Genomic DNA, 14,032 nt, shown 5'->3' with positions numbered 1-14,032 from the left:
AATGTTTACCTCCAACTAAATGTATGTCCATTTCTATTCATTTCTCTTTTGCAGAAAATTATAGCGTTTCCACGATAATATTATCATTTGTGAAGACGCAAATATCTGATGCTACCTTTAAACTTTCATATGCCATTTCTTTAGCTGACATTTGAGAGGCATGGCGTTTTAATGCTCTACCAGCACTTAAGGCATAGTTACCTCCTGAACCAATAGCAATAAGATCATCGTCAGGTGCTATCACTTCGCCAGTACCGCTTACAACTAATATCGCGTCTTTATCCATAACAATTAACATAGCTTCAAGTTGACGTAATTGCTTATCTCCACGCCATTCTTGAGCAAGTTCAACTGCGGCGCGTTCTAGGTTACCGCTAAATTGTTGTAACTTAGTTTCAAACTTCTCAAATAAAGTAAACGCATCAGCTACACTTCCAGCAAAGCCAGCTAAAACCTTACCTTCATATAGCCTTCTCACTTTACGGGCAGTTTGTTTCATAATGACTTGTTCACCAAGTGTAACTTGGCCATCGCCAGCCATTGCTGCTTCACCATTGTGTCTAACGGCATAAATTGTTGTAGCATGTAGTGATGTATTACTCATTTATTTACTCTCCTTTTTTGCTCGAGGATGTGCATTTAAATACACTTTTCGTAATTGTTGATTAGATACATGTGTATACTTTCCTGTTGTAGAAAGATTCACATGTCCTAATAGAGACTGAACGGTTCTTAAGTCTGCACCTTGATTAAGTAAATGCGTAGCGAATGTGTGTCTTAGCTTATGAGGATGGATATCTGTGACACCAGCTGTACGTTTCACTATATCATTAAGTACATGTCTAACTCCTCTTTCAGTTATCGCTTCACCTTTCATATTTACAATCAAAAAAGAATGTCGCGCGTGTTGAACAGGTTTAAACTCATTTAAATATTGTTCAATACTTTGGCGACAAAACTCTCCGAAAGGAACAAAACGCTCTTTATTACCCTTTCCCAATACCTTCACACCAGGTAAGGACATATCGATATCACTTAATTTTATATTTACTAGCTCTGAAACACGTATCCCTGTAGCATAAAGTAATTCTAAGATAACTCTATCACGTAAACCTTTTTTAGAGTCCTTTGCTACAGTTTTAAATAACTCTTCCATCTCTTCTTCATAGAAAAATTGAGGTAAGTATTGTTCTTTTTTAGGATGTACTAACTGCACAAAAGGATTAATTATTGATTCATCTTGTGTCATCCAAAATTCATAGAACGTTCTTAATGTCGAAATTTTTCTAGATACAGTGGTACGTTTCAAATTTTGTGAATATAAAAAGCTTAAGTAATTTCTTGCATCTTTATACTCGAATGTTTTTAAATTTAATAATTCTTGATCTAAAAAATGATTAAATTGTATTAAGTCGTCATGATATGACTTAAGCGTATGGGCAGAGAAATTTCTTTCAACTTTGAGCATATTTAAAAATATCTCTTGGATTTCTTTCACTTAAAAATCCCCTCCATCATATGCATTGTAGCATATAACATAAAGGGGACTAAAATAATTAGCTATAGAATTCAAAATCTTTTGAGAATTATTCAAAATATCGAAATAATTTTTACAAAATTGATTTAATTATTTTATAAAGTTATAGAGTTTTTTTATAGTTTTCTAAATATTCTAAGGCTTTATTAGCCTGTGTTTCATAGCGTTCTTTTTTATCTTTAATGCGTTTTTCAAGCGAAGGCAATAAGCCAAAGTTAGCATTCATAGGTTGGAAGTTCTTTTCATTTTTAGCATGAGAAATGTAATAAGCCATACTTCCTATCATTGTTTCTCTTGGAAAAATCACTTCGCCTTTGCCTTGAATTTTATGAGCTAAGTTAATACCTGCAACAAGTCCACTTGCTGCACTTTCGACGTATCCTTCGACTCCAGTCATTTGCCCTGCAAATTGAATTCTTTTGTCATTGATTAATTCATATTTTTCATTTAATACGTCCGGAGAATTAATAAATGTATTTCTATGCATAACACCATATCTGACGATGTCTACATTTTCCAAACCTGGAATTAATTGAATAACTTCTTTTTGTGCTCCCCATTTTAAATGAGTTTGGAAACCAACGATATTATATAAAGTACCAGCAGCGTCATCTTGTCTTAATTGAACTACTGCAAATGGTCGTTTTCCTGTTTTAGGATCTTCAAGACCTACAGGTTTCATGGGACCAAATAATAGTGTTTTACGACCGCGTTCCGCCATCACTTCAAACGGCATGCAACCTTCAAAGTATTTTTCTTTTTCAAATTCATTAACTGGTGCTACTTCAGCAGCTAATACTGCGTCATAAAAACGGTTGAATTCCTCTTCTGTCATAGGACAGTTTAAGTAAGCTGCTTCGCCTTTGTCATAGCGTGATTTCAAATACACTTTATCCATATCAATTGAGTCTTTTTCAATAATTGGTGCTGCCGCATCATAAAAGTACAATTGATCTTTACCAGTAATATCTACAATTTCTTTGGCTAAATTTTCAGTTGTTAGTGGCCCAGTGGCGATAATTGTATAACCATCTGGAATACTGGGAATTTCTTCATTTAATACAGTAACGTTAGGGTGATTTCTTAACGTTTCAGTAATATAGCCAGAAAAATCATGTCTATCTACTGCAAGTGCTCCGCCCGCTGGTACTCTTGCTTTATCAGCAGCAGCAATAATTAATGAATCTAAACGGCGCATTTCTTCTTTTAGTACGCCTACTCCATTTGTAAGTGCATTACCACGTAATGAATTCGAACATACAAGTTCAGCAAATTTATCAGTATGGTGAGCTGGTGTTTGTTTAACAGGTCGCATTTCAATTAAATTAACTTTTATACCACGCTGAGCTAATTGATATGCTGCTTCCGATCCGGCTAGCCCTGCACCTACTACATTAACAGGTTGATTCATAATCCCCCTCCTTAAAATAATTTATCTATTTTTGAGTTTCTTCCTTATAATCACAATTTGAACAAATAACTTGGGAGCTTCGTCCTTTTTTATGTTCCATAAGATAATGATTACATTTTGGACAATCACGACCAACTGGTTTATCCCATGAAATAAAGTCGCATTCTGGATAGTTTGAACAACCATAGAACAATCTATTTTTCTTAGACTTTCTTTCTACTACATCTCCATCTTTACATTTTGGACATGTCACGCCTATTGTTTTCACAATTGCTTTAGTATTTCTACAGTCTGGGAAGTTAGAACATGCCATGAATTTACCATAGCGTCCCATTTTAATAACCATTGGCGAACCACATACTTCGCAATCTTCTCCGGCAGGTTCATCTTTAATTTCTACTTTTTCCATTTCTTCCTCAGCACGTTCAACATCTAATTTAAAACTACCGTAGAAATTATCGATTACTTTTCTCCAACCAATATCTCCTTCTGCAATCTTATCTAATAATGTTTCCATATTAACTGTGAATTCCACATCAATGATTTCAGGGAAATAATCTTTAACTTGTTCATACACGATTTCACCTAATTCAGTAGGTACAAAACGTTTGCTTTCTAGTTTAACGTAATTTCGTTTTTGAATAGTATCAATAGTAGGCGCGTACGTTGAAGGTCGACCAATCTTCAACTCTTCTAACGTTTTAACTAGACGAGCCTCAGTGTAACGTGGAGGCGGTTGTGTGAAATGTTGTGCAGGTTCAATCTGAGTTGCTGTAACTTTATCGCCCTCACTTAAATTTGGTAATTTATTCTCTTTATCATTTTCTTTATCGTCTTTTGTTTCTACGTATAAAGTCATAAAGCCTTTAAATTTAATAGTCTGACCGTTTGCTCTGAATTTAATGTCGTTTTGTGTGACATCTAAAGCAACGGTGTCTAAAATTGCTGGAGCCATTTGACTAGCTACAAATCGTTCCCAAATTAATTTATATAAACGATGTTGATCTCTAGTTAAGAATGCTTTCATTTCTTCTGGTGTACGTAACGTACTTGATGGCCGAATCGCTTCGTGAGCGTCTTGATCCCCTTGTTTACCTTTAGTTGTTCTATTAGAAACATAATCATTACCATATTTATCTTGAATATAGTTTTTAGCTTCATCTTTAGCTGTTTGAGAGATACGTGTTGAATCAGTACGCATATAAGTAATTAAACCTACTGTACCTTGTCTTTTAAGGTCGATACCCTCGTATAGTTGTTGAGCAAGCATCATTGTTTTACGGGCCTTAAAATTTAATTTACGAGCCGCTTCTTGTTGTAATGTAGAAGTAGTAAAAGGATTCGCCGGTTGTCTAGTTTTTTCTTTCTTATTAACATTAGTGATTTCAAATTCATCACCATTAAGTTCGGCCATAATCTTTTCTACGTCTTTTTTATTTTTTAATTTATGAGGCTTATTTTTATAATGTAAAAATTTAGCACTAAATTTTGATTTTTTATATCTAAATTCGCCTTCTATTGACCAATATTCTTCTGGTTTAAAGTTGCGAATCTCGTTTTCTCTATCAATAACTAATCTTAATGCGACTGATTGAACACGTCCTGCTGACAAGCCTTTTTTAACTTTTTTCCATAATACTGGAGAAATGTTATAACCAACTAATCTATCTAAAATACGACGCGCTTGTTGTGCATCTACTAAATCCATTTCAATATCTCTTGGATGTTTAAAGCTTTCTTTAACTGCTTCTTTTGTTATTTCATTAAAAACAACTCTGTTTTCTTTTGAATCATCAAGTTCTAATATTTTTGATAAATGCCAAGCAATCGCTTCACCCTCACGGTCGGGGTCACTTGCAAGAAATACTTTTTTAGCTTTCTTTGCATATTTTTTTAAGTCTTTAACGACCGGCCCTTTACCGCGTATTGTTATATATTTTGGTTCGTAATTATCTTCTACATCGACACCCATTTGACTTCTTGGTAAGTCACGTACATGCCCCATAGAAGCTATAACTTTATATTTTTTACCTAAATACTTTTCGATGGTTTTAGCTTTTGCAGGCGACTCAACTATGACTAAATTATCTGCCAAAGTGAATTCCCCCTTGCTTTTTCAGTTACTAAAGATAAATGATAAACGGTCAATTTTGTTTTTGTCAATAATTAAATTCTATTGCCTTCCTTTTCTAATTGAAAAATAAATTAATTTCTCAAATATAAAATAACTATATACTTCTTATAGAGAAATACCAATTTTATTAGGATAAAGGTGTTGTAGAAATAACTAATATTAATAGTCGCATAAAATATCTTCAGCTTCTGAAACAATCATAGCACCCTCTTGTGCTCTCAACAAATTTCCTTTAGTGAGAGGGTTAAACATTGAGCCTGGTAACACATAAACGTTTCTATTTTGTTCGATTGCACAATCAATGGTAATTTGACTACCACTCTTAATTCTTGCTTCTGTAATCAGTACACCTCGTGAAAGGCCACTAATCAAACGATTACGTTGTGGAAAGTGATATCTTGCTATATTTTTAAAAGGAGGATATTCACTGATAACTAACCCTTTTTCTTCAATTATATTGCGTAATTTCCAAGTTTCTTTAGGGTAATGTTTTAAGTGGCCATAACCTAGAACTGCTATCGTAGGAAGACTATATTTTAACGCATAGTAATGAGCCAGACTATCGGCTCCAATAGCAAGTCCAGAAATAATAGTTAGTGGGGGATCTATAGGAAAGTGCGAAAACAAATATCGGAGTGCATCAGCAGAGTAAGTGGTGGCGTTACGTGAACCAACTACGCCTAAAGTATATGTCGTGTTAAATAATCGGGGGTTGCCTCTGTAAAATAGTATCAAAGGATAATCATAAATTTCTTTGAGTAAGGAAGGATATAAGGAATTAAATGAAGTTAGGTAATTAATATTGTGGCTTTTTAAATAAGTTAAGATTTTATTAACTTCAAGGTTACTAACATAATCTATTAATTTCTTATGACTGTATAGCTGCTCCCAGGTCTTTAAAGTATCTAACTGATCTCTATAGGAATAAGTTAAAAGTTCTGGATTTAATTTCAAAAGATGATGCACTTGTTGGGTTGAATAACCAGCCCATATCATCTTTAATAATAAATGGTCATTATTCATTATATTGTCTTCTCCTTTTAGATAATTATATCGTTAAATATCTGGAGTGACATTTCAGTTTTTCTACAAAACCTCTTAAAATTAAATCTAATTTTAATAAGTATTTTACTTACTATACTTATGTTAACCTTTTTATTTACTTATCTTTAAATTATCTACTCAACTCAAAAGTATTTTAAAAAGCTAGAAGAACGTTTTAACACATATTTAATTGTATTAGTTTTTGACACATTAAAAGCTGGGACATTTTCAAATCAATGCCCCAGCCTAATACTAGCTAATTTTATATTATTTAACTGTTAATAGTTGTTCGTATATTCCAGCTTCTTTAGCTGCTTCAATTAAAGTAGTACCAATCTCCGAAGGTGTATCTGCAGTTTTAACGCCACATTCATTTAATGTTTTAATTTTTTCAGGTGCAGTACCTTTACCACCAGAAATAATTGCACCTGCGTGGCCCATACGTTTACCTGGAGGGGCAGTTTGACCTCCAACGAATCCTACTACAGGTTTAGTCATATTTGCTTTAATCCATTCAGCCGCTTCTTCTTCAGCAGTACCACCGATTTCGCCGATCATTACTACTGCTTTAGTATCTTCATCTTCATTAAATTCTTTAAGAACATCAATAAAGTTTGTACCATTTACTGGGTCTCCACCAATACCTACTGCAGTCGTTTGACCGATACCTTCTTCAGTTAATTGGTGTACAGCTTCATAAGTTAATGTACCTGAACGAGATACAACACCTACATGGCCTTTTTTATGAATATATCCTGGCATAATACCAATTTTACATTCATCTGCAGTAATTACGCCTGGACAGTTTGGTCCAACTAGACGTGTTTTTTTACCTTCTAAATAACGTTTAACTTTAACCATGTCTACTACTGGAATATGTTCAGTAATACAAATGACCATATCTAATTCTGCATCAGCAGCTTCTAAAATAGAATCTGCTGCAAATGGAGCTGGCACATAAACAACCGATACGTTAGCACCAGTTTCTTCCTTAGCTTCTGCTACAGTGTTATATACTGGTACACCTTCTACAACTTGTCCACCTTTACCTGGTGTTACCCCTGCGACAATTTGTGTACCATAATCAAGCATTTGTTTTGTATGGAAAAGGGCAGTAGACCCTGTGATACCTTGTACTATTACTTTAGTATTCTTATCTATAAATACACTCATCTTAGTGTTCCCATCCTTTCCTTACGCTTCTTTAACAAGTTTAACAATTTTTTGTGCACCTTCAGCCATTGTTGCTGCTGGTTCAATTGCTAATCCTGAATCGTTTAAGATTTCTTTACCGCGTTCAACGTTTGTACCTTCTAAACGTACAACTAATGGTAAAGTTAATTCAACTTCTTTAACTGCTGCTACAATACCTTCGGCAATAACGTCGCATTTCATAATTCCACCAAAAATATTTACAAAGATACCTTTAACATTGTCATCGCCTAAGATGATTTTAAATGCTTCGGTAACTTTTTCTTTAGTAGCACCGCCACCTACGTCTAAGAAGTTCGCTGGATTTCCACCAAAATGATTGATTGTATCCATAGTTGCCATTGCTAAACCGGCACCATTAACCATGCAACCAATGTCACCATCTAATGCGATGTATGACAAGTCGTATTTAGAAGCTTCGATTTCTTTTGGATCTTCTTCTTCTAAATCACGTAATTCTTGAATATCTTTATGTCTAAATAAAGCATTGTCATCGAAATTAATCTTAGCATCTAATGCTAATACTTCCCCTTCACCAGTAGTCACTAGTGGATTAATTTCAACAATTGAGCAATCTTTTTCAATGAATACGTTATACAATGAAATTAAAAATTTAGCTGCTTTATTAATTGATTCTTTAGGAATATTAATGTTAAAAGCAATTCGACGTGCTTGATAAGGTGATAAACCTACCACTGGATCGATTGTTTCTTTAAATATTTTCTCTGGTGTTTTAGCTGCTACTTCTTCAATTTCAGTACCACCTTCTTCAGAGGCCATTAAAGTAATTCGATCTGTAGCACGGTCGATGACAAAGCCTACATAATATTCTTTTTGAATATCGCAACCTTCTTCGATATAAAGACGTTTAATTTCTTTGCCTTCTGGACCAGTTTGATGTGTTACTAATTGTTTCCCTAATAATTCGTTCGCGTAAGTTTCAACTTCAGATAGTGACTTAGCAATTTTAACTCCACCTGCTTTACCTCTACCCCCAGCGTGGATTTGTGCTTTTACCACATAAACCTCTGAATTCAATTCTTTCGCTTTGTCCACCGCTTCTTCAGCAGTAAATGCAACTCGTCCTTCTGGAACAGCTACGCCCATTGAACGAAATATTTCTTTACCTTGATACTCGTGGATATTCATCTTCCATCCTCCTGTTTCTTAGGTTAAGTTCATCTACAATTATAGAAAATGAAAGCGCTATTGTAAACTGAAAGTGTTCCACTTTTGCCAATAAATTTAAAATTCAAATAATTACAACATAGACTTTATAGGCTCGAAACTTTTGCGATGAGAAGGGGTGATTCCTAAATTTCTTAATCCTTCCAAATGCGTTTTGGTACCATAGCCTACATTTTTTTCAAAATCATAACCAGGATATTCCTTAGCTAAGTCTTTCATTAGCTTATCCCTATACTCTTTTGCCATAACACTAGCTGCTGCAATCGACACACTCTTTGCATCGCCTTTAATAATTGATATTTGGGGAATGTCGTTATCTAATTTCATAGCATCAATAAGTAAATAGTTAGGTTGTTGTTTAAGCTGTTTTATAGCACGTTCCATAGCTAATTTCGTTGCATTATAAATATTTAATTCATCTATCTCTTTAGGACTTGCGATTCCATAAGCATAATCTAGTACATTTTCTTTAAGTTGCATGTTTAACTTTTCACGTTTGGTAGCTGATAACTTTTTTGAATCATCTAAACCTAAGAAACTATGACCTGTATTTAATATTACTGCGCAGGCTACCACCGGCCCTGCCAAAGGCCCTCGCCCAACTTCATCTATACCACAAATTAAAGCTTCTGGGTTTTCTTTAAGTAACATATTTTCATATTTACTCATATAATTGTAATGCTCAATCATTTCTTGCTCTTTTAATAATTGTTTACGACGGCGACTAATACTCTGTTGAATACCTTTACGTTCATCATTATTTAATTCGTGTTGGTTCAACTCATCAACAGACTGAATGGTTTCTAAGAAGTCTTTCGCTTCCTTAATGGTTAGTGTCATAATCTATTTCACTCTTCATTTCCGTATATAAATCAAAGCAGTATGTTCCAATTTTAGCGTTACGCATATCATTAATAATTAATTCAATTACCGCTTCATAATCTACTTCATTACCTTTTTGTAGAAGGCCTCGACGACGTCCAATAGCATCAAACCATTCTAAGATTTCAGCATCTTCTGCTACATCTATTTTGTAATGTTGTTTAAACGCATCAATATCGTGCTCTATTAGGAAATTCATCCCATAAATTGCTACTTCATCTAGATGCACAATACTATCTTTGATTGCCCCCGTTAAGCTTAGCTTCTTACCTACTGTTTCATCTTCAAATTTAGGCCATAAAATTCCCGGCGTATCTAATAGTTGTAAAGATTGTCCTACTTTAATCCACTGTTGTTGTTTAGTTACGCCTGGTTTATTTCCAGTTTGTGCGATATTCTTCTTAGCTAATTTATTGATTAAGGTAGATTTACCAACGTTAGGGATACCTACAATCATAGCTCTAATTGCACGGGGTTTAAGACCTTTGGCTTTCTCTTTTTCAAATTTCTCTTTAGTAGCTTCAATCGCTGCTGCTTCTACACCTTTTAAATTTTTACCATGTTTTGCATCCACCGCTACGGGATAATAACCCTTATCTATGAAGAAACTTTCCCATTTCTGCATTTCTTTCAAATTTGACATATCTTTTTTATTTAAAATAACAACGCGGGGTTTTTGTTTAATTACATCGTCAATCATCGGATTTCTAGAACTATAAGGAATGCGCGCATCAACTAATTCAAACACAACATCTACTTTTTTTAGTTGTTCAGTTACTTCTCTTTTAGCTTTCGCCATATGTCCTGGATACCATTGTATTGCCATAATTTGTCACCTTACTTTCATTTAATTCGATTTCAACCTTTTGATTATACTTGAAAATTAGAAACCTAACCACTATAACTAAATCAATTGTTTCTATTTTATCATTCATTAATTAGGTGATTAAATAGTTATAAATAAATCATCTAAAAAGTATAATTACTTTTAATCGCCCCACCTATCCCCTACAATTTAAATGTGTTGTATCGTTTTAAATTAATAAACTTTGTTTTAGAGGTATAAATATGAGAAAAACATTTATATTTATCGGCTTATTCCTAGCGTTATCTTTGTTAGGTCATAGCTATATTATTTACCGATTTATTCATGACGGGATACTATTTACAGGCCCAAATGATGGTATGGAACAAATGGTTCCTATTCAAATGTATTTATTTGATAAATGGAGTCAAGGCAATCTATTTTATGCTACTGACTTCGGTTTAGGTGGAGACTTCTTTACAGATTTAAGTTATTATTTTTCCACAAATTTACTATTTATCATTAACGTAATTATTATAATAATTTTAAAATCATTTATTTCTTTACATACTCAAAGCTTAATGTTTTGGATGGTCAATGCCCTTATAGTATCAATATTAAAAGCTAGTATTGCTATGTATTGTACGTATTTGTATAGTAAATTTATTACTAAAAATCATTGGCTAAGTTTAATTATGTCTTTCTTATTTGTTATGTCGCCCTTATATTATCGCTTCACTGTATATTGGCCATTCTTTAGTGATGTGTTTATTTGGATGCCATTATTACTTTTATCTATTGAAAGAGTCTTACAAAAACAGAAATTCGGATTATTCATTTTTACCATCACGTTATCTTTTATCAATAATTTTTATTTCGCATATTATTTAACACTTATAGGTGCAGGTTACATATTAATCAGAGTTATCTTTAGACATCGAAAAGATACTATCTCACGTGGAAAAGCACTATTATTCTTAGGCGTTAGCGCAGTACTAGGTTTAGGCAATAGTTTATTTATCTTCTTTCATGGAGCTCAAAGCTTTTTAAATAATCGACGTGCTCCTTTTAATGGTGAAGTTCAACCTTTTGAAAAGCTTAATATTAATACGAATATCTTCTTCGATAATTACTTAATTGTCTTGTTGTTTATTACGCTACAAGCATTATTATGTTTTAAACTTTACAAACATTTTTATTATCGCTTTTTTGCTTTATTATCAATTGTATTTATACTATTTAATTTTATTCCTTTTATCGACCAACTATTTAATGGTTTTTCTGCACCTCAGAAACGTTGGCATTTTATCCTAGCATTTAATTCTGTAATGCTTGTTGGTTTGTTTCTTAAATATTTTAGGACTTTAAGCATAAAATCATATGTATTAAGTAATATTGTAGCCGAAATTATTATTTTCGCGAGTGCAATCACATATCATCAATTTGTGGCTTGGTTAGTACTTGTACCTATTGTTTCATTGATTGGCTTATTTATCTTAATTTTAAAAGATAGAAAGTATCGACTTAAATTGAGCTATATTTATGGTATATCAATTATTCTATTAAGTATCATGGTCTCGACAGTATTTATTAAAAATCAAATTTACTTTAATGATCATCAAGAGCGTGCAAATACGTTTTATATTAATTCAAGTCTCTATAGTTCTGACTTACAACGTTCACTCGTAAATGAAATGGATCATGCTAAACGGGAAGATGAGCGTATTGACTGGCGTGTAAACGAGCAAGATAATACACCGATGTATCAACATTTCAAAGGACTTAGCTTATATTCAAGTATCTTTCATCATAATATCCTCGATTTTTATTATGATGCTTTGAAAATAAATTTAGCTGAAGAATCATTAAGCCGTTATCAATCTATCAACGGTCGCCAAAATATCGCTAGTCTATTTTCGGTTCGCTATATGATGTTAAAAGACTATCAAGGTAACTTACCTGCTCATTTTCAAAAAATTAAAACTAGTGGGCAATACACAATATATGAAAATAAACTTAATTTACCATCTGTAAAAGTCACAAATAATATATATAATAGTCAGAACTTAACGACTGCACTTGATCGAGAACACGCAATGTTAGATGGTCTAATTATGGAGGGTAAAGGCGCTAAATATAAGAATAGAACTAAAAATTTATTATCTAAAACTACAATTAAATATAAAAATATAAAACATTTGAGCGGTAATAAATATAAAGTCGTTGGTGGCAAAGGGGGAACAATTACATTACAACTTCCTAAGAGACTAAGAGAAAAATACCAAGACTTCTATGTCACAATGAAGATTAAACGTGGTCAGCCTGACAGTAACTATACTATTGCTATCAACAATTATGCTAATCACCGTTTATTTAATAATTCGACCTATCGTACTGGAGTTGACACACAGCTCTATCGTACTCAACCAGATAGAAATGGTAATATTAACATTACCTTATCTCCAGATGGTGAATTTAATTTAAATTTACAGCAATTAAATGGTGAAAATTATGCTACCCTTAAACAGGCACATCGTAATGCCGATTTTAATTCATTCTATAAAGATATTAAAAATGGTATAGAAGCTCATTTAGCACATCATGAAAAAGGAATTGCTTCTATTAATATTCCATATCGACATGGAATGCGCGCTTATGTAGATGGCAAACGTGTACAACCTATTAAGGTTAACTACATGATGACTGGCGTGCCCGTCAACCAAGACGCGAAAAAGATTGTCATTAAATACCAACCACCTTATTGGAATACTATGATAATCATTTCATTAATAAGTATCATTATAAGTATTATATTTGTTAGATTTAGCAATTCAAAAAGAAAGATGAGGAAGCACATTGATTAAGAAAGTTTGGACGAGACCGTTATGGACCTTTGGATTTATATTTATCGTTGCCAATTTATTAACCTTAACTATCTATTATCCGTTTATTCGGGATTTCATCAAAGATGGCATAGTATTTAGTGGTTCCGGAGATGGCTTTAGACAAATGATGCCATTTCAACTCTATTTATATGAACATATAACTCATTTAAAAGGTTTTTACGACCATTCGTTTGGTTTAGGGGGAGACTATGTTAAAGGCTTAGCTTACTATTACTCATTATCGCCAATTATGTGGCTTAATTTTTTAATTATTTGGTTAGGTGAACATTTACTAAATTGGAATCCTCACAATATAAGTTTTTGGCCTACAAACCAACTCATAGTAGCCTATGTACGTAGTGTAATTTCATTTATTTGCGCGTTTTACTACTTTAGATATTTAAAATTAAAACCCGCTCCACTTATGATTGCGACTATTCTCTACGGCTTATCGACCGTTGTACTTTATTATAACTTCACATGGTCATTTTATGGTAATTTATTAATATTTTTACCTTTATCACTATGGGGCATGGAACGATTTTTCCAAAAACGTAAAATTGGATTATTTATTTTCTCAGTAGCAATAACACTGTTTTCTAATTTTTACTTTAGCTACTATCAAGCGATTGTGCTAGGCATTTATTTTATATTACGTATTATTTTCCACTATCGCTATGATGTAGTTACACGTTGGCAAAAATTCTATTTACTCGCAATTGGAGTACTATTGGCTGTGCTATCAAGTATTTGGGGATTTTATACAGGTGTCTCATCATTTTTAAATAATGATAGACAGCAAAATAGTGATTTTAAAATTTCATTATTTACTGATTTAACAAATAATAACTATTATATATTCTCAAATGGTTTTTATATTACAATTACACTTGTTGCGCTTGTTGCGTTATTAACTTTCAAATTATATAAATAC

11 protein-coding genes are annotated in these 14,032 nt (G+C 32.9%); 2 read left to right on the top strand and 9 right to left on the bottom strand.

The window, feature by feature from the left end:
• Positions 1–58: 58 nt before the first annotated feature.
• The 9 genes from hslV to ylqF form a co-directional block, all read right to left on the bottom strand.
• Positions 59–604 (bottom strand): ATP-dependent protease subunit HslV, encoded by a 546-nt coding sequence (hslV, locus tag CD147_RS04565; protein WP_103166262.1) that lies wholly within the window; start codon positions 602–604, stop codon positions 59–61.
• Positions 605–1,498, bottom strand: a complete 894-nt coding sequence (xerC, locus tag CD147_RS04560; RefSeq protein WP_103166261.1) for a tyrosine recombinase XerC — start codon at positions 1,496–1,498, stop codon at positions 605–607.
• 142 nt (positions 1,499–1,640) lie between these two features.
• Positions 1,641–2,948 carry an FADH(2)-oxidizing methylenetetrahydrofolate--tRNA-(uracil(54)-C(5))-methyltransferase TrmFO gene (gene trmFO, locus CD147_RS04555; RefSeq protein WP_103166260.1) on the bottom strand — a complete coding sequence of 436 codons (1,308 nt, stop codon included), beginning with the start codon at positions 2,946–2,948 and terminating at the stop codon, positions 1,641–1,643.
• 25 nt (positions 2,949–2,973) lie between these two features.
• Positions 2,974–5,043 (bottom strand): type I DNA topoisomerase, encoded by a 2,070-nt coding sequence (gene topA / locus CD147_RS04550; protein WP_103166259.1) that lies wholly within the window; start codon positions 5,041–5,043, stop codon positions 2,974–2,976.
• A gap of 198 nt (positions 5,044–5,241) precedes the next feature.
• The gene (gene dprA, locus CD147_RS04545) at positions 5,242–6,105 is read right to left on the bottom strand and encodes a DNA-processing protein DprA (RefSeq protein ID WP_103166258.1); all 864 of its coding nucleotides are present in this window, start codon (positions 6,103–6,105) and stop codon (positions 5,242–5,244) included.
• A 288-nt stretch (positions 6,106–6,393) separates the two neighbouring features.
• A complete protein-coding gene (sucD, locus tag CD147_RS04540) occupies positions 6,394–7,299 on the bottom strand; it encodes a succinate--CoA ligase subunit alpha (RefSeq protein WP_103166257.1) in 906 nt (301 codons plus the stop codon).
• A 21-nt stretch (positions 7,300–7,320) separates the two neighbouring features.
• A complete protein-coding gene (sucC, locus tag CD147_RS04535; RefSeq protein ID WP_103166256.1) occupies positions 7,321–8,487 on the bottom strand; it encodes an ADP-forming succinate--CoA ligase subunit beta in 1,167 nt (388 codons plus the stop codon).
• A gap of 111 nt (positions 8,488–8,598) precedes the next feature.
• Positions 8,599–9,366 (bottom strand): ribonuclease HII, encoded by a 768-nt coding sequence (locus tag CD147_RS04530; protein ID WP_103166255.1) that lies wholly within the window; start codon positions 9,364–9,366, stop codon positions 8,599–8,601.
• Positions 9,350–10,234 (bottom strand): ribosome biogenesis GTPase YlqF, encoded by an 885-nt coding sequence (ylqF, locus tag CD147_RS04525; protein WP_103166254.1) that lies wholly within the window; start codon positions 10,232–10,234, stop codon positions 9,350–9,352. Before ylqF ends, CD147_RS04530 begins: the two co-directional genes overlap by 17 nt.
• Before the next feature lie 242 nt (positions 10,235–10,476).
• On the opposite strand from ylqF, the gene CD147_RS04520 reads away from it, so the two are divergent.
• Together CD147_RS04520 and CD147_RS04515 are read left to right on the top strand one after the other, a co-directional pair.
• Positions 10,477–13,077 carry a YfhO family protein gene (locus tag CD147_RS04520; protein WP_103166253.1) on the top strand — a complete coding sequence of 867 codons (2,601 nt, stop codon included), beginning with the start codon at positions 10,477–10,479 and terminating at the stop codon, positions 13,075–13,077.
• Positions 13,070–14,032: YfhO family protein (locus tag CD147_RS04515; protein ID WP_169926897.1), on the top strand; the 963-nt coding region annotated here is incomplete at its 3' end. The genes CD147_RS04520 and CD147_RS04515, both read left to right, overlap by 8 nt.

Source organism: Staphylococcus devriesei (assembly GCF_002902625.1).
In the GTDB taxonomy this organism is placed as follows: Bacteria; Bacillota; Bacilli; order Staphylococcales; family Staphylococcaceae; genus Staphylococcus; species Staphylococcus devriesei.
This window is presented reverse-complemented; position numbering and strand designations above follow the sequence as displayed.